The organism is Vulcanococcus sp. DEBay_Sum22DG08_74, assembly GCF_017852955.1.
Classification (GTDB): domain Bacteria; phylum Cyanobacteriota; class Cyanobacteriia; order PCC-6307; family Cyanobiaceae; genus Vulcanococcus.
The window spans coordinates 1-19,864 of sequence record NZ_JAFMKL010000024.1 but is presented as its reverse complement, the minus strand read 5'-3'; the positions used below and the strand labels follow the sequence as shown (position 1 = coordinate 19,864).

23 protein-coding genes and 1 tRNA gene are annotated in these 19,864 nt (G+C 65.6%); 7 read left to right on the top strand and 17 right to left on the bottom strand.

Annotated features, from left to right (window positions below; translation table 11 throughout):
- Positions 1-74, bottom strand: a tRNA-Pro gene (locus QZ184_RS04735).
- Between the two features lie 84 nt (positions 75-158).
- On the opposite strand from QZ184_RS04735, the gene QZ184_RS04730 reads away from it, so the two are divergent.
- Positions 159-830, top strand: coding sequence for a M23 family metallopeptidase (locus QZ184_RS04730; RefSeq protein ID WP_156797900.1), 672 nt, complete (start codon positions 159-161; stop codon positions 828-830).
- Positions 827-1,528 carry an alpha-ketoglutarate-dependent dioxygenase AlkB gene (locus QZ184_RS04725; protein WP_296418392.1) on the top strand — a complete coding sequence of 234 codons (702 nt, stop codon included), beginning with the start codon at positions 827-829 and terminating at the stop codon, positions 1,526-1,528. The genes QZ184_RS04730 and QZ184_RS04725 overlap by 4 nt, the downstream gene beginning before the upstream one ends.
- Here QZ184_RS04725 and QZ184_RS04720 read toward each other — a convergent pair.
- The gene (locus tag QZ184_RS04720) at positions 1,417-1,815 is read right to left on the bottom strand and encodes a Rid family detoxifying hydrolase (RefSeq protein ID WP_071777973.1); all 399 of its coding nucleotides are present in this window, start codon (positions 1,813-1,815) and stop codon (positions 1,417-1,419) included. The genes QZ184_RS04725 and QZ184_RS04720 overlap by 112 nt on opposite strands.
- Before the next feature lie 43 nt (positions 1,816-1,858).
- Between QZ184_RS04720 and QZ184_RS04715 the strand changes: the two genes are divergently transcribed.
- Entirely contained in the window at positions 1,859-2,965 is a 1,107-nt protein-coding gene (locus tag QZ184_RS04715) for an ABC transporter ATP-binding protein (protein WP_247477735.1), read from the top strand.
- A 3-nt stretch (positions 2,966-2,968) separates the two neighbouring features.
- On the opposite strand, the gene gloB is transcribed toward QZ184_RS04715, so the two are convergent.
- Positions 2,969-3,718: a hydroxyacylglutathione hydrolase gene (gene gloB / locus QZ184_RS04710; RefSeq protein ID WP_296418390.1), complete on the bottom strand. Its 750-nt coding sequence runs from the start codon at positions 3,716-3,718 to the stop codon at positions 2,969-2,971.
- A gap of 29 nt (positions 3,719-3,747) precedes the next feature.
- Here gloB and hisG point away from each other — a divergent pair, with 29 nt between their 5' ends.
- Both hisG and QZ184_RS04700 read left to right on the top strand, forming a co-directional pair.
- Positions 3,748-4,383, top strand: a complete 636-nt coding sequence (gene hisG / locus QZ184_RS04705) for an ATP phosphoribosyltransferase (protein WP_010316491.1) — start codon at positions 3,748-3,750, stop codon at positions 4,381-4,383.
- Positions 4,383-6,182, top strand: a complete 1,800-nt coding sequence (locus QZ184_RS04700) for an ABC transporter ATP-binding protein (RefSeq protein ID WP_296418388.1) — start codon at positions 4,383-4,385, stop codon at positions 6,180-6,182. The genes hisG and QZ184_RS04700 overlap by 1 nt, the downstream gene beginning before the upstream one ends.
- Here QZ184_RS04700 and QZ184_RS04695 read toward each other — a convergent pair.
- A complete protein-coding gene (locus QZ184_RS04695; protein ID WP_363159549.1) occupies positions 6,179-6,907 on the bottom strand; it encodes an alpha/beta hydrolase in 729 nt (242 codons plus the stop codon). The genes QZ184_RS04700 and QZ184_RS04695 overlap by 4 nt on opposite strands.
- A gap of 102 nt (positions 6,908-7,009) precedes the next feature.
- Here QZ184_RS04695 and QZ184_RS04690 point away from each other — a divergent pair, with 102 nt between their 5' ends.
- On the top strand, positions 7,010-7,480 hold the full coding sequence (locus tag QZ184_RS04690; protein ID WP_247479926.1) for a GNAT family N-acetyltransferase: 471 nt from the start codon (positions 7,010-7,012) through the stop codon (positions 7,478-7,480).
- Here the strand turns inward: QZ184_RS04690 and QZ184_RS04685 are convergent.
- Genes QZ184_RS04685 through QZ184_RS04675 form a run of 3 tightly spaced genes read right to left on the bottom strand, consistent with a single transcriptional unit; the run spans position 7,477 to position 9,979 of the window.
- Positions 7,477-8,169 (bottom strand): TIGR04283 family arsenosugar biosynthesis glycosyltransferase, encoded by a 693-nt coding sequence (locus QZ184_RS04685; RefSeq protein ID WP_296418384.1) that lies wholly within the window; start codon positions 8,167-8,169, stop codon positions 7,477-7,479. The two genes, QZ184_RS04690 and QZ184_RS04685, sit on opposite strands and share 4 nt — an antisense overlap.
- On the bottom strand, positions 8,166-8,825 hold the full coding sequence (locus QZ184_RS04680; RefSeq protein ID WP_296418382.1) for a TIGR04282 family arsenosugar biosynthesis glycosyltransferase: 660 nt from the start codon (positions 8,823-8,825) through the stop codon (positions 8,166-8,168). The genes QZ184_RS04685 and QZ184_RS04680 overlap by 4 nt, the downstream gene beginning before the upstream one ends.
- An 8-nt stretch (positions 8,826-8,833) precedes the next feature.
- Positions 8,834-9,979, bottom strand: a complete 1,146-nt coding sequence (locus QZ184_RS04675; protein ID WP_050778462.1) for a trypsin-like peptidase domain-containing protein — start codon at positions 9,977-9,979, stop codon at positions 8,834-8,836.
- Positions 9,980-10,072: 93 nt separating this feature from the next.
- Here QZ184_RS04675 and dnaA point away from each other — a divergent pair, with 93 nt between their 5' ends.
- Complete coding sequence (gene dnaA, locus QZ184_RS04670) at positions 10,073-11,479, top strand: chromosomal replication initiator protein DnaA (protein ID WP_296416370.1); 1,407 nt, start codon at positions 10,073-10,075, stop codon at positions 11,477-11,479.
- A 3-nt stretch (positions 11,480-11,482) separates the two neighbouring features.
- Here dnaA and cbbX read toward each other — a convergent pair whose 3' ends face one another.
- The 10 genes from cbbX to QZ184_RS04620 form a co-directional block, all read right to left on the bottom strand.
- A complete protein-coding gene (gene cbbX / locus QZ184_RS04665; protein ID WP_010316507.1) occupies positions 11,483-12,415 on the bottom strand; it encodes a CbbX protein in 933 nt (310 codons plus the stop codon).
- On the bottom strand, positions 12,402-12,656 hold the full coding sequence (locus QZ184_RS04660; protein ID WP_010316509.1) for a 4a-hydroxytetrahydrobiopterin dehydratase: 255 nt from the start codon (positions 12,654-12,656) through the stop codon (positions 12,402-12,404). Before QZ184_RS04660 ends, cbbX begins: the two co-directional genes overlap by 14 nt.
- A gap of 9 nt (positions 12,657-12,665) precedes the next feature.
- Positions 12,666-13,808, bottom strand: coding sequence for a CO2 hydration protein (locus tag QZ184_RS04655; protein ID WP_296418379.1), 1,143 nt, complete (start codon positions 13,806-13,808; stop codon positions 12,666-12,668).
- Position 13,809: 1 nt separating this feature from the next.
- The gene (locus QZ184_RS04650) at positions 13,810-15,318 is read right to left on the bottom strand and encodes an NADH-quinone oxidoreductase subunit M (protein WP_296418377.1); all 1,509 of its coding nucleotides are present in this window, start codon (positions 15,316-15,318) and stop codon (positions 13,810-13,812) included.
- 3 nt (positions 15,319-15,321) lie between these two features.
- Complete coding sequence (locus QZ184_RS04645) at positions 15,322-17,178, bottom strand: NAD(P)H-quinone oxidoreductase subunit F (protein ID WP_296418376.1); 1,857 nt, start codon at positions 17,176-17,178, stop codon at positions 15,322-15,324.
- Between the two features lie 94 nt (positions 17,179-17,272).
- A complete protein-coding gene (locus QZ184_RS04640; RefSeq protein WP_296416373.1) occupies positions 17,273-17,776 on the bottom strand; it encodes a ferritin-like domain-containing protein in 504 nt (167 codons plus the stop codon).
- 5 nt (positions 17,777-17,781) lie between these two features.
- Positions 17,782-18,441, bottom strand: coding sequence for a BMC domain-containing protein (locus QZ184_RS04635; RefSeq protein ID WP_296418375.1), 660 nt, complete (start codon positions 18,439-18,441; stop codon positions 17,782-17,784).
- Positions 18,442-18,523: 82 nt separating this feature from the next.
- Positions 18,524-18,775: a carboxysome peptide B gene (locus QZ184_RS04630; RefSeq protein WP_010316530.1), complete on the bottom strand. Its 252-nt coding sequence runs from the start codon at positions 18,773-18,775 to the stop codon at positions 18,524-18,526.
- Positions 18,775-19,065, bottom strand: coding sequence for a carboxysome peptide A (locus tag QZ184_RS04625; protein ID WP_247477759.1), 291 nt, complete (start codon positions 19,063-19,065; stop codon positions 18,775-18,777). The genes QZ184_RS04630 and QZ184_RS04625 overlap by 1 nt, the downstream gene beginning before the upstream one ends.
- A 1-nt stretch (position 19,066) precedes the next feature.
- On the bottom strand, positions 19,067-19,864 hold a 798-nt coding region (locus tag QZ184_RS04620; RefSeq protein WP_296418372.1), incomplete at its 5' end, for a carboxysome shell carbonic anhydrase.

The window sequence follows — 19,864 nt, the reverse complement described above, 5'->3', positions numbered from 1 at the left end:
TCGGGGCGACAGGATTCGAACCTGCGACCTAGTGCTCCCAAAGCACCCGCGCTACCAAGCTGCGCCACGCCCCGTATGTCTGGAGCTTACCGGTCGATCCGCTGGGCTGGCCGTGGCGCTGGGCCCCGGTACAACGGGCCCGAAGTCCTCGCCCCACCATGGGATTCGGCCCCGTTCGCGCTGTTGCTGTCCTCGCCGGGCTGACGGGCTGTCTGTTGCCTTTCCCGGCTCTGGCCCTCCCCGAGAGGCCATTGCAAATCCCTGGCGATACTCCGGTCGCTGACCTGACGCCAGGGATGGGAATCAGCGAGGCCATGCCCGATTCCCTGGCCTGGCCGCTGCGTCCTGGTCAGCCGATCCGTGTGGTCTATCCCTTGGCGGTCAAAGCCACGGAGGTGGACCCCTACGGCTGGCGCTATTCGAGTTCCCGCGGGGCCTGGCGCATGCACGCCGGTCAGGACCTGGTGGCTCCCGCGGGCACGCCTGTTCTGGCCATGCTTCCGGGACGTGTGGTTCTGGTGGAGCCCATCGACGGCTACGGCCTCACGGTGGTCCTGGACCATGGCCGCGGTTGGCAGAGCCTCTATGCCCATCTGCAGAGCGCCAACGTCCGCAAAGGTGACTTCCTGACGGCCGCCTCCACCCTGGGCCTGGTCGGCCAGAGCGGCCGTGCCAGTGGCCCCCATCTCCATGTCGAGTTGCGCCAGCGCCAAGGGGAGCAGATGCTGGCCCTCGATCCCACCCCGGTTCTTGATCAGGCCACACGCCTGACGCTCCTGGCCCCGCCCCCCGTGGCTGAAGCTCGGGTGATCGAACCAGCCCAGCCTTGATTGCGATTGAGCGTCCTGGCCTGAAGCTGCGCCACGGTTCCGCCTGGCTACAGGGCCATGGAATCGCCACGGAATCCCTGCGTCAGCGCCTGGCTCAGGAGGTTCCCTGGGGGCAGCCCCTGGTGCGCGTCTTTGGCCGCCAGCACCCCACGCCTCGTCTGACCTGCTGGATGGCTGACCCCGGCTGCAGCTACCGCTACAGCGGCCAGGTGCAGCCCATCACCCCCTGGAGTCCCTCCATTGCGCCCCTTCGCGATCTCCTGGAGCAGGAGTTGGGGGTTCGCTTCAACAGCCTGCTGCTGAACCGCTACCGCACTGGAGACGACCGCATGGGCTGGCATGCCGATGACGAACCGGAACTCGACAACCAGGCCCCCATCGCCTCCTTGAGCATCGGCGTTCCGCGCGATCTGCGTTTTCGCCCGAGACGTTCTTCTCTTGCGTCCGCTGAGGCGCCCTTCTCGCTTTGCCTGGATGACGGCGATCTGTTGGTGATGGATCCGCCCACCCAGGCCCACTGGCAGCACGCCCTACCGGCCCGTGCCCGGGTCAGGACCGAGCGGATCAATCTCACCTTTCGGCTGATTCAGCCCAGCACCGCGATGCAGTCGATCTCCACCCGGGCGGCCTTCGGCAGTGCGGCCACCTCCACGCAGGCGCGAGCCGGTGAAACCCCCTCTCCGAATACCTCGGCGTAGAGCGCGTTCACCTTGGCGAAATCCCCCAGATCGGCCAGGAAGACCGTGGTGCGCACCACCTGCTGCGGCGTGCAGCCGGCTTCCTTGAGCACGGCCTGGAGGTTGCTGAGCACCTGGCGGGTCTCAGCCTCCACATCTCCATTGCCGACCATCGCGCCGGTGGCTGGATCCAGGGCGATTTGGCCGGAGCAATAGAGCACCCCACCCGCCTTGACGGCCTGGTTGTAGGGGCCGACCGGTGCGGGTGCCGCGGCGGTTGTCACCGCCTCAATCGCTGGAAGGGTCATTGCACGAGAGGATGTGGCGCCGAGCCTATGGCGAACCTGCTGAATGCGCCCTGAGATGCCCAGCCCTGATCTCCCCCAGGAGCCGCAGGTGGAGCTCAGTGGCCTGTGGCATCGCTACAGCGGCCCCGCCTCCAGTGGTGACTGGACCCTTCGCGATATTGATTTCCAGCTCCAGCCCGGTGAGTTGGTCGGCCTGCTGGGCCCCTCGGGCTGCGGCAAAACCACCCTGCTGCGCCTGATCGCTGGTTTTGAGAAGCCCGACCGCGGCTCTGTGTCCATCGGCGGACGCCCCGTGGCCGGGCAGGGACGTTGGTTACCCCCGGAGCGCCGCGGCGTGGGCATGGTCTTTCAGGACTACGCCCTCTTCCCCCACCTCGATGCCTGGCGTAACGCCTGCTTTGGCCTCAGGCCAGGTCAGGACACCAGTCGCGCCTCCTGGCTGTTGGAACTGCTGGGCCTCAAGGGCCTCGAGCGCCGTTATCCCCATGAGCTCTCCGGCGGTCAGCGGCAGCGCCTGGCCCTGGCCCGCGCCCTGGCTCCGGGCTGTTCCCTGGTGCTCCTCGATGAGCCCTTCTCCAATCTGGATGTGGAGGTGCGGCTGCGCCTGCGGGCGGAGCTTCCCGGTGTCCTGGCCCGTTGCGGCGCCAGCGGGGTGATCGTGACCCACGACCCGGAGGAGGCCATGGCGATCTGTGATCGGGTGGCGGTCCTGGAGTCCGGGCATCTGCACCAATGCGCCAGCCCCCACGACCTGGTGACGGCCCCGGCGACCTCCTTTGTCGGTCGCTTTGTGCTGCAGGGCAACCTGCTGCCGGCCCAGCTCCAGGACGGTCTTTGCCTCACGCCCCTCGGGGTGCTCGAACCAACGGAGGCCGGGGCTGCTGCGTCCTCCTCCTCGGACTTGGAGGTGCTGGTCAGTCAGCAGGCCATCGCCTTGGTTCCGGACGATGACGCCGAGGCCTGGGTCGTGGGCCGGGAATTCCTCGGCCGTGAGTGGCTCTATCAGGTGCAGCTCGATGACCGACGCCTGCGCCTGCGTCTGCCCTTGGAGCTGGACTATGCCCGCGGCCAGCGCTGTCAGTTGCACCTGCGCGCAGGTGAGCAGGGCCGGCTCTACCCCAGTGGTGCCGCCCTCATCGCCCGCGGCTGAGCCCTAGCCCCGCCAGAGGTCCTTGTGGCCGCGCAGCTGGCGCAGCGCCGCCGCGTCTTGGGCCCGGATGAACAGGTTCGTCTCCTGCTCCAGTCCAATGCGGCTGGGGATCGTTGGATGTCCCTCACGGCGCAGCTGCTGGACCTCCGCCAGTCGCGTGCGGATCGCGGCATTGTCCGGTTCCCGCTCCGCCGCCCAGCGCAGGTTGCCTTCGGTGTACTCATGGGCGCACCAGACCCGGGTCTCGGGCCCCAGGGCGGCCAGGCTGCCCAGGGAGCTGAGCATCTGCTCGGGGGTGCCTTCAAACAGGCGACCGCAGCCGCCGGCAAACAAGGTGTCGCCGCAGAACAGCTCAGCGGCTCCTCCCGCCTCCGGCTCCACGACATAGGCAATGTGGTGACGCGTGTGGCCGGGCACCTCCAGCACCCTCAGCTCTCGGCCCAACAGCCTCAGCTGATCGCCCCCCTGGACCCCTTGGGTTTGCAGCGGGATCCGCTCACGATCCGCGGCACTGGCGATCACCGCCGCCTCAGGCCAGCGCTGCAACAGCCCGGGTGTTCCGCCGATGTGGTCGCTGTGGTGGTGGGTGTGCAGGATCGCCTCCAGCTCCAGACCCTTCTCCTCCAGCCAGGCGATCACGGGCTCGGCCACCGCCGGATCCACCACCACCGCACCCGGACCTTCGCCGTGGAGAACGAACACGTAGTTGTCGCTCAGCACAGGGATCAGCGAAACCGTCGTGGCGGCATGCATCGTTAAAGTCCCGGTTCAGGCTGCCAACCATGATCACCGTCGCGCTGGCCAAGGGAGCCCTGCTGAAGGACTCGGTCCGCCGCTTCGCGGCCGCCGGCCTGGATTTCGCAGCGGTGCTGGAGCCGGGCAACCGCCAGCTGATGGTGCCCAGCGTCTGTGGTCGCGCCCGGGCGCTGCTGGTGCGCAATGCCGATGTGCCGGTCTATGTGGCCTACGGCCAGGCCCAGCTGGGGGTGGTGGGCTACGACGTCTTGAAGGAACACCAGCTGCCCGTGGCTCAGTTGGTGGATCTGGGCTTTGGCGGCTGCCGGATGAGCGTGGCCGTGAAGGCCTCCAGTCCCTATCGCCGGGCCAGTGACCTGCCGGCCCACTGCCGCATCGCCAGCAAGTTCACCCGCTGCGCTGAGGAGTACTTCGAGGCCCTGGATCTGCCTGTGGAGTTGATCCATCTGGCCGGCTCGGTGGAGCTCGGTCCGATCACCGGCATGAGCGAAGCCATCGTCGATCTGGTGGCCACCGGCCGCACCCTCGAAGAAAACGGCCTGATCGCCATCGAAGATCTGTTCCACTCCACCGCCCGCCTGGTGGGCCATCCGCTGTCGCTGCGGCTCGATTCCGGCGAGATCCAATCGATCGTCGATCAAATCGCCAGCGCAGGCGCTTGATGGCCAAGCGCGATCGTCAACGGCTGCTGCGTCTTCTGCCCTACCTCGGGCGCGATCGCAAACGCCTGCTGCTCACCCTGGTGCTGCTGATCCCGGTGGCGGGTGCCGCGGCTGTTCAACCCCTGCTCGTCGGACAGGCGATTTCGGCCCTGCGTCAGGAGCCGGTGCTGCCCTGGCTGCAGGCCATGCCCCTCTCGGGCCAGTTGCGGACGCTGGTGTCGCTCTTGCTGGTGGCGGTCCTGATCCGCCTGGGCCTGCAGGGGGTTCAGAGCTTCAACGTGCAGGCCGTTGGCCAACGTCTGACCGCGCGGATCCGCAACGACCTGTTTGCCCATTCCCTCGACCTCTCGCTGCGCTTCCACGACCGCACGCCCGTTGGAAAATTGCTGACGCGCCTGACCAGTGACGTCGATGCCCTGGCCGAGGTCTTTGGCAGTGGCGCCGTGGGGCTGCTGGCGGACCTGGTCACCCTCTTGGTGATCGCCGGAACGATGGTGGCGATTGAACCGCGCCTCGGGGTGTTGCTGCTGTCGGTGCAGGTGCCGGTCACCTTGACCATGCTCTGGTTGCAGAAGCGCTATCGCAAGGCCAACTACCGGGTCCGCGAAGAGCTCTCCCAGCTGAACGCGGATTTGCAGGAGAACCTTCAGGGTCTGGAGGTTGTGCAGATGTTCCGCCGGGAGTCCCACAACTCCGCCCGCTTTGCCCGCACCGCTGATGCCTACCGCAATGCGGTCAACGGCACGATCTTTTACGACTCCTCGATCTCGGCGTTGATCGAGTGGGTGTCCCTGGGGGCGATTTCCCTGGTGCTGGCCCTGGGGGGCTGGATGGTCACCGCTGGGGCGATGGGCCTGGGCACCCTGACGACCTTCATCCTCTATTCCCAGCGCCTGTTTGATCCCCTGCGCCAGTTGGCGGAGCGCTTCACTCAGATCCAAGGCGGCCTGACCGCTGTTGAGCGCATCGGTGAGCTGCTGGAGGAGCCCATTGAGATTCAGGAGCTGCCCCTGAACCAGCGCTCCTCGGCCGCCATTCGCAGTGGCAGCGACTTCAGCAGCGCCGGTGAGGTGATTTTTGAAAACGTCTCCTTCGCCTACCGCCCGGACGATCCGATCCTGACGGACCTCTCCTTCCGGATTGCCCCTGGGGAGCACGTGGCCTTGGTCGGTCCGACCGGATCGGGCAAGACCACCATCATCCGCCTGCTCTGCCGCCTCTATGAACCCCAGCAGGGCCGGATCCTGCTGGATGGCGTGGACATCCGCGAGTTGCCCATCCCCACCCTGCGCCAGCGCCTCGGGGTGGTGCTGCAGGACACCTTCCTGTTCAGCGGCAACGTGGCCGACAACCTGCGCCTCGATGGCGCCATCAGCGATGTCGAGCTCGAGCGCCTCTGCTCGGAGCTGGGTCTTGAGCCCCTGCTCGATCGACTGCCTTCGGGGCTGGCCACAGAGCTGCGTGAGCGCGGCAGCAACCTCTCCTCCGGTGAGCGCCAGTTGCTCTCGGTGGCGCGGGTGGCGATCCGCAATCCCTCGGTCTTGGTGATGGACGAGGCCACGGCCTTCCTGGACCCATCCACCGAGGCCACCCTGCAGCGGGATCTCGATCGGGTTCTGCGCCAACGGACGGCCATCGTCATCGCCCACCGCCTGGCCACGGTGGAGGCAGCCCACCGCATCCTGGTGCTCAAGCGCGGTCGCCTGATCGAAGAGGGAACCCACACGGCCCTGCGCGCAGCCGGTGGTCTCTATGCCCAGTTGGCCGACCTGCAGGAACGCGGTCTGGCCAGGCTCTAGGACAAGGTTCGATCCAGCCAGTCCTCGATGACTCGGGCGAGGGCGTCTGGGGCGCTGCGCATCGGCAGATGCCCTTCCCCTTCGAGCTCCTGCACCTCGGCATTGGGGGCATAGCCCGAGAGATGGCGGACGTAGCGCGGCTCCATCACCGTGTCCTTGCTGCCCACCACCCAGAGGCTGGGGACCTGCAGTTGGCTCGTCAGCGCCGGCAGCTGGCGCACGGCCCCGCGCTGCATGCTGCAGGCCAGCAGCCCGCGGGCGGCGCGGAGCTCCGCCACCAGGGGGCTGCGAATGGCCTCGGTGCCAGGGAGCTGGGCGAGCCAACTCGGCCGCCAGCGCAAAAAGGTGGCTCCGCCGTTGCGCACCATCCGAAAGGGCCGCGGCTGATAGACCCCGCCTCCGGAGGCGACCTGGATGATGCCCCGCAGTTGCTCCCCCAGATGGGGGGCGGCATGGAGCACCAGGCTTCCCCCCAGGGAGTGGCCGATCAGCACGATCGGCCGGCCGCCGGCTTGCTCCTGGGCCGCCTCCGCCAGCCAGCGGCCATAGCTGACCAAGTTGGTCCGCAGGCCTTGGGGCCTCGGGCGTTGGCCAAAGCCCGGCAGATCAGGGGTCCAGCAGTCCCACCTGGGCTCCAGGGCCGTGCGCAGCGGATCCCACAGCCGCCCGGAGAGCAGCCAACCATGTACGCCAACCAGCAGAGGTGCTGCGCCCAGGGATCCCAATGCAAGAAACGGACCCAGCCTGCATCAAGGGGGTGACCTGGTGGGTCAGGATCAACCGAACCCGCAGGGAGCTCCGTTCTGATTGGTTCCAGCGCCACTGAACTGGAGGAGCTCTACGGCCGGGACCATCGCGTCTGCGCGACCCCAAACGCCCCGACTTCACTGGTCTTGAGCCAGGAGCGGGAGATTGATCTCTATGAGCTCGAGCAGCTCACCGATGCGGTGGGTTGGAGCCGCCGTCCGATGAGGCGGGTGCGCATTGCCCTGGAGAACAGCCTCCTGGTGGTGGCCCTCTGGCGCCATGACGCCCGCCTTCCGCGCCTGGTGGGCTTTGCCCGCTGCACCGGTGACGGGGTGATCGAGGCCACCGTCTGGGATGTGGCCGTCCACCCCCATTACCAAGGTCTGGGCCTGGGCAAACAGCTGATGCAGTACGTGATCGAGCGCCTGCAGCGGATGCAGGTGGAGCGCATCAGCCTGTTCGCCGATCCCGGCGTGATCGAGTTCTATGGCGCCCAGGGTTGGGAGCTGGAACCGCAAAACCGCCGCTGCGCCTTCTGGTACGCCCCCTAGGGGCTGCGGTAGTAGCGCTGGGCGAGCTCCTGGGCCGTGGCGCCGCGGCGCCAGGCCCGGCGCAGGCCCGCGTTGCGTTCTGCCGTTCGCAGCACCCCATCGCGTCTCCAGCGGCGGCCATCGACCGCCAGTGGTTGGCCGAGCCGGCGCAGGGGGGCCAGGGGTTGGAGCCGTTGGATCAGATCCAGGTCCTCCATCAGCGGCAGGGGCCGCATGCCCCCGGCCTGCTCCAGCAGGGCCCGCGGCAGCAGCAGCCCTTGGTCGCCGTAGGGCAGGGCCCGGATCCTGCAGCGCAGCTGAACGGCCAGCTCCAGCAGCCGCAGCGGCAGACCGGCCGCGGCGACCTGGAAGTCGAAGTACCAAGCGGCTGGTGCTTGCCCCATGGCGTGTTCCACCGACGCCCCCCAACGGGCCGGAAGCCTGCAGTCGGCATGCAACAGCAACAACCAAGGAGACGTTGCAGCGGCAATGCCGACCTGGAGTTGCAGTCCACGGTTGGCGGCGCAGCGGATCACCTGGGCGCCGGCGAGCTGGGCCACGTCGGCGGTCCCTGGATCGGCGCTGGAGTCCACCACGATCAGCTCTGTCTCTAGCCCGAGTGGGGCCTGCTGCAGATCGGCGAGCAACAGCGGTAGGCGCTGCGCTTCCTGCCGCGCGGGAATGACGACGGCCAGGGACGGTCGCTTCATGCGGGCGGCAGCTGGCAGCGCAGCCAGTCCTCCAGATCGCTCGGTTCATCGAGGTCGTTCTGCTGTCGCAGCAGGACCGCCGGCAGCTGGTGCGCCGCGGCGGCAGCCAGGCTGCGCTGCAGCACCTGATCGCTGCCCCAGGGGATGCCACTCATCAGCTGCGCTCCGGCGCGGCGGAAGCCGGAGCGGTTCAGGCCAATCAACCAGTAGCCGCCATCTCGGGCGGGCCCAAGGACCAGCGGTGCCCTCAGGAGTGCCTCGGCTGCGGCGTCGAGATCACTGGTTTCCAGGGCGGGCAGATCCGTTCCAATCACGATCACCCGCTCAGCCCCCGCCTGGAAGGCCCGCTGCAACTGCCGCTGCATGCGGCAGCCCAAGTTGCCTCCCCCCTGTGGCCCGAGCTGAACCCCTGGAGCGAGCGCCTGCAGCTGCCCCTGCCAGCGGCGCAACCCGCGGGGCCCCAGACCGTCGACGGCCATCAGCAGCTTGTGCTGGTGCCGTTGGCTCCAGCGGCCGCTGACCTCAAGGCTGTGCTGCGTCAGCTGGCGTTGGATCTGGGCCGCCGCCAGTCGACCCGTGTGGCGGGCCAGCCTGGTTTTGCAGCGTCCGGGGGCCGGCCAGCGGGCCATGACCACCAGGGTCAGAGGGGCAGCCAAGGCCGCGCCTACTTCCCGCGGGGGAGTTCAGCGGGCTTGATCTGCAGGGTGAGCGTCCGCTCCTTGCGCTGGATCACGATCGCCAGGTTCTGGCCGACGCGTCCCTGGTCCACCGCGACCTGCACTTCGGAGGGGTTCTTCACGGGCTTGCCGCCGACCTGCTCAATCAGGTCACAGGCGCGCATGCCTCCCTTGGCGGCTGGACTGCCGGGGATGACCTCCACCACCACGACGCCTTTGGTCTCCGGCAGCCGGCACTCGGCATCGGTGGCATTGACCTCCCTGGCGAGTTGGGGGGTCAGGGCCTGGAGCCGTACACCGATGTAGGGGTGGGAGGCCTGGCCGCGATCGAGGATTTGTGCGGCGATTTGGCGCCCGAGGTTGATCGGGATGGCAAAGCTCAGACCCGCGCCAGGGGCCTGTCGGATGGCGGTGTTGATCCCAATCACCTGACCGCGGTCATTGATCAGGGGACCGCCGCTGTTGCCCGGGTTCACGGCCGCGTCGGTCTGGATGTAGGGCACCCGTTGCCCCTCCCCGAGGGCATTGGTGCGCTGCACCGCGCTGATGATTCCCAAGGTGACGGTGTTATCGAGACCCAGGGGGTTGCCGATCGCGATCGCCCATTCGCCGGGCCGCACGCCTTTGGAATTACCCAGGGGTGCCACGGGCAGGTTGGCTGCCGCCACCTTCACCACAGCGACATCGGTGACCGGGTCAGAGCCCAGCACCTTGCCCTTGAAATTGCGGCCATCCGGCAGGGTGACGCCCACTTCATTGGTGCCCTCGACCACGTGGGCATTGGTCAGGATCACCCCGTCGGATCGGGTGATGAAGCCCGAGCCCTGCCCCTGCTGTTGCTGCACCGAGGGACCACTGCCAAACAGTCCGCCCATCGGGTTGACCACCCGCCGCACCGTGTCGATTCGCACCACTGCCGGTCCGACCTTGTCGACCGCGTTGACCACAAAACTTTTGCCCCCCGGCAGGGGGGCGGCGGCGGGCGCATCGCTGACCTGAGCGCCGTCTCCGCCCCTGCTGCCGTTCCAGAGCGGTAGCCGCAAACCGCCGGTCCCGCAGCCGCTCAGGCCCACACTCAGCAGCAAGCAACCCAAGGCGAGCTGGGGGCGAACGCCATGCATCAAACGGGTCATGCGCAGCAGAGATGTGGGGCAGGTGTTCAGGCGCATCATCGGAGACACTCCCGCCTCAGACCACCCCTATATTCATGGACCCCAGGGGATGACGTGACGGTGCAGCAGGGAGAAACGCTGTGGCGTCAGGTTCAAGAAGCACTCCAAGGCAATCTCTCCAAACCCACGTTTGAGACCTGGATTCGTCCGGCCACGTGTGTCGACCTGCAGGGCAACGAGCTGCAGCTGCTGGCCCCCAATACCTTTGCTTGCGGCTGGCTGCGCAAGAACTACCTGAGCACCATTGCCGCGGTGGCCAGCGAGATCGCCGGTCGCCCGATCGCGGTCAGCGTCGAGGCCGGTGGTGAGTCCGCCCAGGGCATCACCCTGAACGGTCAGCCCCCCACGACCGCCGGGGTCGAGGTGGCCCCAGGCTCCGCTGCCCCCCAGCAGCGCACGGCCACGGGTGAGGCCCCGCGCAAGTTGGCCCCGGGCCTGAATCCCCGCTACGTCTTCAACCGCTTCGTGGTCGGGCCCAACAGTCGAATGGCCCATGCCGCGGCGTTGGCCGTCGCTGAGGCCCCCGGCCGTGAGTTCAACCCGCTGTTCATCTGCGGCGGGGTGGGTCTGGGTAAAACCCACCTGATGCAGGCCATCGGTCATTACCGCCTGGAGATTGATCCGGAGGCCCGGGTCGCCTACGTCAGCACTGAGACCTTCACGAACGATCTGATCCAGGCCATCCGCAAGGACGGCATGCAGAAATTTCGGGATCGCTACCGGGCTGCCGATTTGATCCTGGTGGATGACATCCAGTTCATCGAGGGCAAGGAGTACACCCAGGAGGAGTTCTTCCACACCTTCAACGCCCTGCATGAGGCCGGGCGCCAGATCGTGATTGCCAGCGATCGTCCCCCAAGCCAGATTCCCCGTCTGCAGGAGCGTTTGATCTCACGCTTCTCGATGGGCCTGATCGCGGATATCCAAACGCCTGATTTGGAAACGCGGATGGCGATCCTGCACAAGAAGGCGGAGCACGAGCGGGTCAGCCTGCCCCGGGACCTGATCCAATACCTCGCGGGTCGCTTCACCTCAAACATTCGCGAGCTCGAGGGTGCCCTGACCCGAGCCGTTGCCTTTGCTTCGATCACCGGTCTGCCGATGACTGTGGAATCGGTGGCACCGATGCTCGAACCGGCCGGTGTTGAGGTGGAGGTCACCCCGGATCAAGTCTTGAACAAGGTGGCCGAGGTCTTCGGTGTGGGCGTCGATGAGATGAAGAGCGCCAGCCGTAAGCGGGCCGTGAGCCAAGCCCGGCAGGTGGGCATGTACCTGATGCGCCAGGGCACCAATTTGTCCTTGCCCCGCATTGGCGATGCCTTTGGCGGCAAGGATCACTCCACCGTGATGTACGCCGTGGATCAAACCGAGAAGAAGCTGGCGGCTGACCCCCAGTTGGGCCGTCAGATTCAACAGGTCCGTGACCTCCTCCAGATCGACTCCCGCCGCCGGACCCGCTAGGGATTAGCCGGTGATCGGTTCACTGGGGTCAAGGCCTTCGACCTCCCCGGAGAAGACGCGGCTGGCGGTGATGTCCTCCGCTTCGATCGTCATCAGATCCAGCTTGGTGAGCTGACTGCTGTTCATCACATTGAACAGGCGATTGGCTTGGCGCATCCGCGAGCGATCGATCGCATTGCGAATCGAGCGGGCATTGGCAAAGAACGGCAGTTGCATGCGCCGATCGATGTAATCCTCGAAGGCCGCCAGGGCCTCCTCGCTGAAGCGGTAGTTCTCCTCCGCCAGGATCAGCCGCGCAATGGCAAGCAGTTCGCTGGCGCTGTAATCCGGAAAGTCAATGTGGTTAGCGACTCGAGAGGAGAGCCCAGGATTGCTTTGGTAGAAGACATCCATCCGCTCCTTGTAACCGGCAAAGATCACCACCAGGTCATCGCGGTTGTTCTCCATGACCTGGAGCAGGATCTCAATCGCCTCGGCTCCGTAGTCGCGCTCATTTTCAGGGCGATAGAGGTAGTACGCCTCATCAATAAACAGCACCCCACCCATCGCCTTTTTGAGCATCTCCCGGGTCTTGGGAGCGGTGTGGCCGATGTATTGCCCCACCAGATCATCCCGGGTGGCGGTGACCACGTGACCTTTGCGCACGTAGCCGAGCTTGTGCAGGATTTGGGACATCCGCTCGGCCACGGTCGTCTTCCCCGTTCCTGGCCGACCGGTGAAGGACATGTGCAGGCTGGGGGCCGTGGTGGAGAGTCCCACCTGCTTGCGGGCCCGGTCGACGACTAGCAGGGCGGCGATTTCACGGATCCGGGTCTTGACCGGCTGGAGTCCAATCAACTCCTGGTCCAGCTGATCGAGAACCTCTTGGACCTCGGCCCCTTCATAGGCGGCCTGAAGATCGACGGGCGTGTTGTCGGGCTGCTCAGACGAGGCCATCGATGGCAGCGGCAAACGCGTGGTCAGCCTCGCCGATGCTCGCCCCCTCCTCCTCGGGCCGGAGGGTGATGTTCACGTATGTACGCCCAAAACTGATGTCGGGGTAGCGCCCTTCCTGCTCGCAGAAATCGTTGAGGCGATCCAAAAACGCCCGGTTCCCGGCGTAGTCCTCGAACTCAATCCGGCGCTCCAGCCACTCAACGCGATCGGGCTTGGGCCGGGGATTCCAGAGTTGATCCATGGGTTGACCCTACGCCGCGAGGCAATCGGTGCGGCCAATCACCAGGCGAGCGGCCCAGGAGGCGGCATAGGCGCGATTGGCCTCCTGTTCTTCCGGGTTGGTCGTGTCCAGGGCGTGGGGCATGGTGCCGCTGATGGCGGCGTTGGTCACGCAGAACATCGACTTCTGGAAGCTGCGGCAGATCTTTTCGCGCACGTCCCCTTCTCCGCGGGTGCGCACCAGATACCACTGGTGCAATCGCTCCGGAAGATGGCGGTACATGTCCTGCATCAGCAGGCTGGGGGGCACGCCCGCACCCATCGTGGGCAGCGGGTCGGCGTAGAGGGCGCCGTAGGTGAAGGTCGCCTGGTCCGGTGAGATTTGCTGGGCCTGGGCGTTGTAGCTGACAGTGCCCAAGAAGGGCATCCCCCGCAGGAAGACCGCCTCGACGTAGGGAACGGCCACATCCACCAGGAAGGTGAGCTTGGCTTCCGGCGGCAGGATCCAGAACCGTTGGCCGCCGATCATCACGCCGTATTCGATCGGGTTAGCGGCGGCGGCCACGAGCCCCTGCTTGATGAAGTCGACCACATCCGGGATCGAGCGCACGGCACCGGAGCGCTCCGCCTTGGCCAGGTCGATGAACAAATCGCTCATCACGCGCCAGAACTGCCCCAGGGCATGGGTGGTGGCGGCGTTGCGAATCAGTTCGCTGAGGAAGTCTGGGAACAGGGGATGCAGGATCGCCAGCAGCGGATCACGCCGGCGCTTGGCGGCAATGATCGCCTTGCAGTTCTCGCCAAAGGCCTCACTGTCGAAGTAGGCATCCATCCCGCCGGTGGCATGCCAGAGCATGCCCTTCATGCAGTACTCGGCGTACTCGAAGTTGATGCGGTCGTGGTTGAGGTGGCGCCAGATCTTGGCGGGGCTGAGGTCCCCGTCGAGGTACTTGAAGATCGGGAATGGGTTGAGGAACTGATGTTCCCCTTGGTAGATCAGGTTTTTGCTGTAGGCATCGAGCACCTCGCCATAGCTCTCGAGCACATCGACCACCTCAATCAGGTGATCGGAGGTGTCGCTCAGCAGGGTCTCACCACCGAGGAGTTTGGCGATGATCTGCTCGGCGTCGAGGCCGGGGTTGCTGTGAACCAGCTCAGCAGGAATGACAGGCATCTCAGCTCACTCCCATCGATTGCAGGGCCAAGGCTGTGAGCGAGGTTTCGCTCAGATAGCTGAGGCCAAACGGTAAGAGGCCCAGGCCAATGATCGCTGCGGCCAGGGCAAGGGCGGGATAGGTCTCCCGGGGAGCCACCGGCGCGAGTTGGACATCCAAGCGTGCATCCCGAATGGGATCGTCGCTGTCGGGGGTAATGGAGAGGCGGCCAAAGAAGGCGCGGTTCACCAGCAGCAGGAAGTAGACGGCCGTGAGGCCCGAGCCCACCATCGAAAGCAGGGTGGCGACGGGGAAGGCGGCGATGCTGCCGCGGAAGACCAGGAATTCCGAGATGAATCCGGCCATGCCCGGCAGGCCGGCGCTGGCCATCACCGCCAGGATCATCAACGTCCCGGTCAGGGGGAGACCCTTTTCAGGGCTCAACAAACCATGGAGCACCTTGAGGTCGCGGGTGCCGGTCTTGCGGTAGACGATGCCCACCAGCAGGAAGAGCAGGGCCGAGATCAGACCGTGGGCCACCATCTGGAACACCGCCCCCAGCAGGCTGATGGGGGTGTTGGCCGCGGCAGCCAGGAGCACGTAGCCCATGTGGCCGACGGAGCTGAAGGCGACCATCCGCTTCATGTCGGTCTGGGCAATGGCCGCCAGGGAGCCGTAGAGCACGGAGATGGCCGCCCAGATCGCGAGGCCAGGGGCCAGCTCAGCCCAGGCCTCTGGGAAGAGCTGCAGGCCAAAACGCAGCAGCCCATAGGTGCCGAGCTTCAGCAGCACACCAGCCAGGAGAACCGACACCGGAGTAGCGGCCTGGGTGTGGGCATCGGGCAGCCAGTTGTGCAGCGGCACCAGCGGGATCTTGATCCCAAAGCCCAGCAAGATCGCAACCAGGAGCACGATCTGACCGCCCATGGCCAGACGATCGGAGAGGACCGGGGTGATGCTGAAATCCACGGTTCCAGTCAGCAGCGCCAAGCCGAGGAAGGCGCCCAGGATCAGCATTCCTGAGATCGCTGTGAAGATCAGGAATTTCGTGGCGGCATAGGCCTTGTTCGCTCCGCCCCAGACGGAGATCAAGAGCCAGAGCGGAATCAGTTCCAGCTCATAGAAGAGGAAGAACAGCAGCAGGTTGTCGGCGATGAAGGCCCCATTCACCGCACCGCTGATCAACAGCAGCATGGCGAAGTAGATCCGCGGTCTTCGGTCGATGTCGCGGGTGATGATCGCCGAGACCAAGGTCAGGGCGGCATTGATCAGCACCAGGGGCAAGGACAGGCCATCGATCCCGAGGGCGTAATCCAGACCAATGCCAGGGACCCAGCGGTGGAACTCCTGGAGCTGCATCCCAGCCACGCTGGGATCGAACTGGACTGTGATCACCAGGCTGGCGATCAGCTGGATCACCAGGATTCCAATCGTGATCAGCCGCAGGCGCCCCAGGGGTTGCTCCCCAGGCCAAAGCAACAGCGCGGCGGTCCCCAGGAAGGGGATCAACAGCAGAGAACTCAGCAACATCGGTTAACCCTGCCCCAGCTGAAGGACACCAAGCAGCAAGACAATCGCCAGCAGCACCGTCAGCACATAGCTCTGGGTCTTGCCGCTGACGCTGAGCTTCAGGCCGTTGGCTGTGGCCATCGAGAGATTGCCGACACCATCAGCCATGGCCTTGATCACGTTGAGATCGAACCAGCGGGTGAATTGGGCCAAGTTGGCCACCAGGCTCACCACCGTGCGCTTGTAGATCTCAGGTGTGTAGAAGTCGTAGGCCAGAAGGTCCTGCAGGGTTCGAACCCAAGGGGTGGTCGAGCGCGACCAGAACTGATCCAGGGGAATCACAGCCCCAATGACGACACCAATCAGACCGGAGGCCGCGACCGCAAGCCCGATGCTGAGGCTGAAGGAGGCGATCCCCGGAACCGGATCAATGCGCTGCATCATCGCGGGCAGCAGCATCACGATCACGCTCAGGCTGACGATGGGCAGGGCCATCAACCAATTGACCTCAGGGGTGCGCTTGGTTTTGGGCAGTGGTTTGCCAAGGAAGACGGATCGGTAGACCCTGGTGGCGTTGGTGGCCGTCAGCAGGTTGGTGATCAAGAAGACCACCGCAAAGCCCGGGTCGCTCTCCTTGAGGCTGTTGATCATCAGGCCGTAGCACCAGAAGGAGCCCAAGGGCAGCAGGCCCACGACACCGGCGCTGCCGATGATGAAGGCCAGAGAGGTCGCGGGCATGCGGGTGCCAATGCCGCCCAGTTCAGTCAGGTCCTGGCAGTTGGTGGTGGCGATGATGCTGCCCACCCCCATGAACTGCAGGGCCCGTGCCAGACCGTGGGCAAAGAGCAACAGCAGGGCGATGCCAGGGCGCTGCAGCGCAATGGCGATGAAGACCAGCCCCAAATAGGAGGTGGTCGAGTAGCTGAAGGCGCGCTTGAGGTCCACCTGGGCCAACGACACCAGGGCGCCGCCGATGGCGCTGATGGTCCCCACCGCCAGCAAGACGTCTGTTGCGACTGGTGAGAGCCGGACGATCGGCATCAGCTTCATCAGGACGATCGCGCCGCAGGTCACCACGACGGAGTTCCTGAGGATCGAGGCCGGGTTCGGGCCCTCCATGGCTTCATCCAGCCAGAGGTGCATCGGGAATTGGGCGCACTTACCCATTGGACCGGCGATCAACCCCAGGCCAAGCAGGGTGATGCCCAGGGGGCCGAGGGCGCCACTGTCTTTCAAGCCGCCGGCCCAGCTGTAGAGGTCGGTGAACTCCATCGAGCCTGCAAAGGCCGAGAGCGCCACCACCCCCATCAACAACAGGACATCACCGACGCGCTTGGTGAGGAAGGCGTCCCGAGCCGCGGTGACCACCAGTGGTTGGGCATACCAAAAGCCAACCAGCAGATAGGTGGAGAGGGTGAGCATCTCCAGCAGGAAATAGCTCATGAACAGGTTGCTGCTGAGCACCACCCCACTCATGGCCCCTTCAAAGAAGCCCACCAGGGCGTAGAAGCGGGCCAGGGACCATTCCTTATCCAGGTAGCCCAGGGCATAGACCTGGCAGATCAGGCTCATCGTCGTGACGAGCTCCAGGGCCGCCAGGTTCGTCAGCGACAGATCGAAGCCGATGCGCAGGTCGAGGTCAGCGGCTTGAAACCAGGCCAGATCGAGATGCTGAGGGCCGATCTCGTAGACCGAACGGAGCACCAGGCTGCCGTGGATCACGGCCAGCAGGGTGACAAGAAGGTTGAGGTAGGCCGCCGGGCGGGGGCCATTGCGTTTGATCCACCCCGTAGCCCAGGGCAACGACAGGAGCATCCCGCTGAACCCGTACACCGGGATCAGCCAGATCAGTTGCAGGGGAAGGGGGAGAGCAGCGCTCAAACGGTTAAAGAATTGGGCCGCCGAAAGCAGCTTCGGCGGCGGAATCTAGGCGCTTCTGATCCCGGTTGGGCAGATCCTCAAGCGCCGAATGGACTCAGAACGTGGCGCGGTCTTGCGGTGCCCCGCGGCGGCGGGAGCCATAGCGCCCGTAGCCGCGGGGACGACGCCCACCGAGCTCGTTGAGCCAGGTCTCGAGCTCCTGCATGTGGTGCTGCTCGTCCTCCAACAGGGATTGGAAGAAGGCCGCGTTGTTTTGGTCGTTGACCAAGCGACAGAAGCGGACCGCCTCGTCGTAATGGTTGACGAGCTGCTGCTCGAGATCGGCGTTCTGCTCAAGCAGACCCACTAGATCGGCGGCATGGGTCACCGGCTGGAGTTGGGAAGCAGCCGGTGCCGCGCCAAGCGACAGCATCTGTTGGACGATGCGTTCAGCGTGCTGCATCTCTTCGACGGTCTCCTCGCGGAACCGATCGGCCGATGCCGCATCACCCCAGAGCCCCACGAGGGAGGCCTGGGTCATGTACTGCTGAACAGCGGTCAGCTCAAGGCTGAGGGCACGCCCAAGAAAACCCAGGACGCGCGGATGGACGGCGTCCATGGTGATCAGGCCCGGCGGTTGTTGCTGCTCACCAGAGCAGGCTCGACCTCGGAGTGGGGGCGGGCAATGATGTGGGCGGCCACCAGGCCATCACCCACGCGCTCGCAGGCATCGGCGCCGGCGCGAACGGCGGCGTTCACAGCACCGGTTTCGCCGCGGACCAGAACGGTGACGTAACCACCACCGACAAACTCGCGACCGATCAGGGTCACTTCGGCTGCCTTGGTCATGGCATCAGCAGCCTCGATGGCGGGCACCAGACCGCGGGTCTCGATCATGCCGAGAGCGATGCCTTGAACGGAAGAAGCCATGGGGGAGGTGCGAGTGGAGGGGGTGGAGCGGTTGCCGCCGGAGCCCGAGCCGGAGGCAGAGGAGCGAGAGGCGGCAGCACGGGTGCTGCTGCGACGGGCAGCGGGAGCAGCTTTCGCTGCTGTGCTGGCCGCACTCTTCGCAGGGGTCGAGGCGACCGTCTTGGCGGTCACCGTCACGGGAGCGGAGGCCGCCGCCGCTGCCGCCGGTGCGGCGGTGGTGGCCTTGGCAGCCGCCGCGGGGATGGCGGTCACCGGAGTGGTCCCGGCGGCCGGCTTGGCGGCAGCGGGCTTCGCGGCTGCGCTGGATTTAGCGCTGGCTGAAGTGCTGGTAGCTCGGGAACGTGGTGTGGCCATGACGGTGATGGGCTAAGCCCGGTGGATGGTCGCTGGTGGTAACGGAGTGGACCCAGGCTGGCTGGGAGGAACCAAGGGCTCCTTAGCCGTCGGGCGACCAGTGGTCGATGATTCCGCCGATCGTGAGATCGGTGAAGAGGTTGGCGTTGCCGGTGGCATGGCGAGCGGCGGAGCCACTGGCGGTGAACACCCAGTTGCCGGGGGAGGCGCCCACCGGATCGGTGGCCACGCTCAACTTGCCTTTGTTATTGCGCAGGATTCGCAGGGTTTGGTGCGCGAAACCCTCCACCCGTTGGGTGCAGACCATCGATCCCATCACCTGCATGATTTCCATTACTTGGCGCCCCCTTGGGGTTTGCCCGCGGCCATTTCTTTGCCGGCCTCGGGATCCCAATGGTCAATGATCCCGACGATCGTCAGATCGCTGGGGTAGGACTTGCTGCCGGCGGCTTCGCGGGCGGCGGAGCTACCGACGCAGATCACCCAATCCCCGGGGATGGCACCGACTGCATCGACGGCCACCTTCTGAGTGCTGCCATCGAGCACCACCTGAAGATGCTTGTGCTGAAAGTCAGCGATGCGGTTGGTGGAAACCAGTGGCTTCACAACTTTGCAGATCAACATGTCAGTGCCCCCCTCCTGTGTTGAACGTGATTGAGGAACTTACGGTCTCGGCCGGCACGTGCCGATCCCGATCCCTCACGGTGAGCAGGGTGTGAAGGAGTCCTTGTTCGCAGAGCTCGCTGTAGCGGGCCTCGATCGCAGCCTTGACCCGCTCGCAGTGCTGGATGGCCCGCTCCCGGGCGCCGGGAACGGCACCGTGATAGTCGAACCGCAGCACCACAGGAATCGGTAGGCCGCGGGAGACGTTGAGGCCCTTGAAGATCTTGACCCCGACATCGAGATCAGGGGCGCCCTCTTCAACGGTGTCCATGTAGGCGAAGTAGGTCAGGTTGCGCAGGTGGATTTCCTTGAACCCGATGCCGACGCCAATGAAGCGCTCGGCGTGGCCGAAGTCGCTGTAGCTGCCGCCGTGGTACTGGCGGACGTAGTCGATCTGGGAGAGGTTGTTCTCGATCAGGCGGCTGATCAGCTTGACCATGCCCTCATCCGGTGTTGCGGCTGCTGCGGCTTTGACCTGGTTCTCGATCTCAATCCGTGCCTGATCGGCACGCATCGAGCGGGTCGCGGCGTAGACATCGCGGGCATCCAGCCAGCTCTCGAGGTTGGTCTTCCCGTCGGCGCTGGGGACGTGGACCCGAATGGCGTCGGTGTCGGTGTCCATCCCGACCAACAGCAGATCCACCGAGGCTCCGCAGCAGAAGCTGTTCTCAACGGCCTGCTGGAAATCCTGTAGGCGCTGCAGGCCCTGGGCGGCAGCTGCCGTGTCGTCGCTGCCATGGGCAGCACAGCCCTCATGGCA

Coding starts and splice junctions, on each gene's coding strand:
- cbbX (WP_010316507.1), bottom strand. CDS start 12,415: ATGGCCTCGTCTGAGCAGCCCGACAACACGCCCGTCGATCTTCAGGCC.
- QZ184_RS04720 (WP_071777973.1), bottom strand. CDS start 1,815: ATGACCCTTCCAGCGATTGAGGCGGTGACAACCGCCGCGGCACCCGCA.
- QZ184_RS04640 (WP_296416373.1), bottom strand. CDS start 17,776: ATGGACGCCGTCCATCCGCGCGTCCTGGGTTTTCTTGGGCGTGCCCTC.
- QZ184_RS04650 (WP_296418377.1), bottom strand. CDS start 15,318: ATGTTGCTGAGTTCTCTGCTGTTGATCCCCTTCCTGGGGACCGCCGCG.
- QZ184_RS04625 (WP_247477759.1), bottom strand. CDS start 19,065: ATGTTGATCTGCAAAGTTGTGAAGCCACTGGTTTCCACCAACCGCATC.
- hisG (WP_010316491.1), top strand. CDS start 3,748: ATGATCACCGTCGCGCTGGCCAAGGGAGCCCTGCTGAAGGACTCGGTC.
- QZ184_RS04730 (WP_156797900.1), top strand. CDS start 159: ATGGGATTCGGCCCCGTTCGCGCTGTTGCTGTCCTCGCCGGGCTGACG.
- QZ184_RS04675 (WP_050778462.1), bottom strand. CDS start 9,979: ATGACCCGTTTGATGCATGGCGTTCGCCCCCAGCTCGCCTTGGGTTGC.
- QZ184_RS04655 (WP_296418379.1), bottom strand. CDS start 13,808: ATGCCTGTCATTCCTGCTGAGCTGGTTCACAGCAACCCCGGCCTCGAC.
- QZ184_RS04630 (WP_010316530.1), bottom strand. CDS start 18,775: ATGGAAATCATGCAGGTGATGGGATCGATGGTCTGCACCCAACGGGTG.
- QZ184_RS04715 (WP_247477735.1), top strand. CDS start 1,859: ATGCGCCCTGAGATGCCCAGCCCTGATCTCCCCCAGGAGCCGCAGGTG.
- QZ184_RS04685 (WP_296418384.1), bottom strand. CDS start 8,169: ATGAAGCGACCGTCCCTGGCCGTCGTCATTCCCGCGCGGCAGGAAGCG.
- QZ184_RS04635 (WP_296418375.1), bottom strand. CDS start 18,441: ATGGCCACACCACGTTCCCGAGCTACCAGCACTTCAGCCAGCGCTAAA.
- gloB (WP_296418390.1), bottom strand. CDS start 3,718: ATGCATGCCGCCACGACGGTTTCGCTGATCCCTGTGCTGAGCGACAAC.
- QZ184_RS04700 (WP_296418388.1), top strand. CDS start 4,383: ATGGCCAAGCGCGATCGTCAACGGCTGCTGCGTCTTCTGCCCTACCTC.
- QZ184_RS04660 (WP_010316509.1), bottom strand. CDS start 12,656: ATGGATCAACTCTGGAATCCCCGGCCCAAGCCCGATCGCGTTGAGTGG.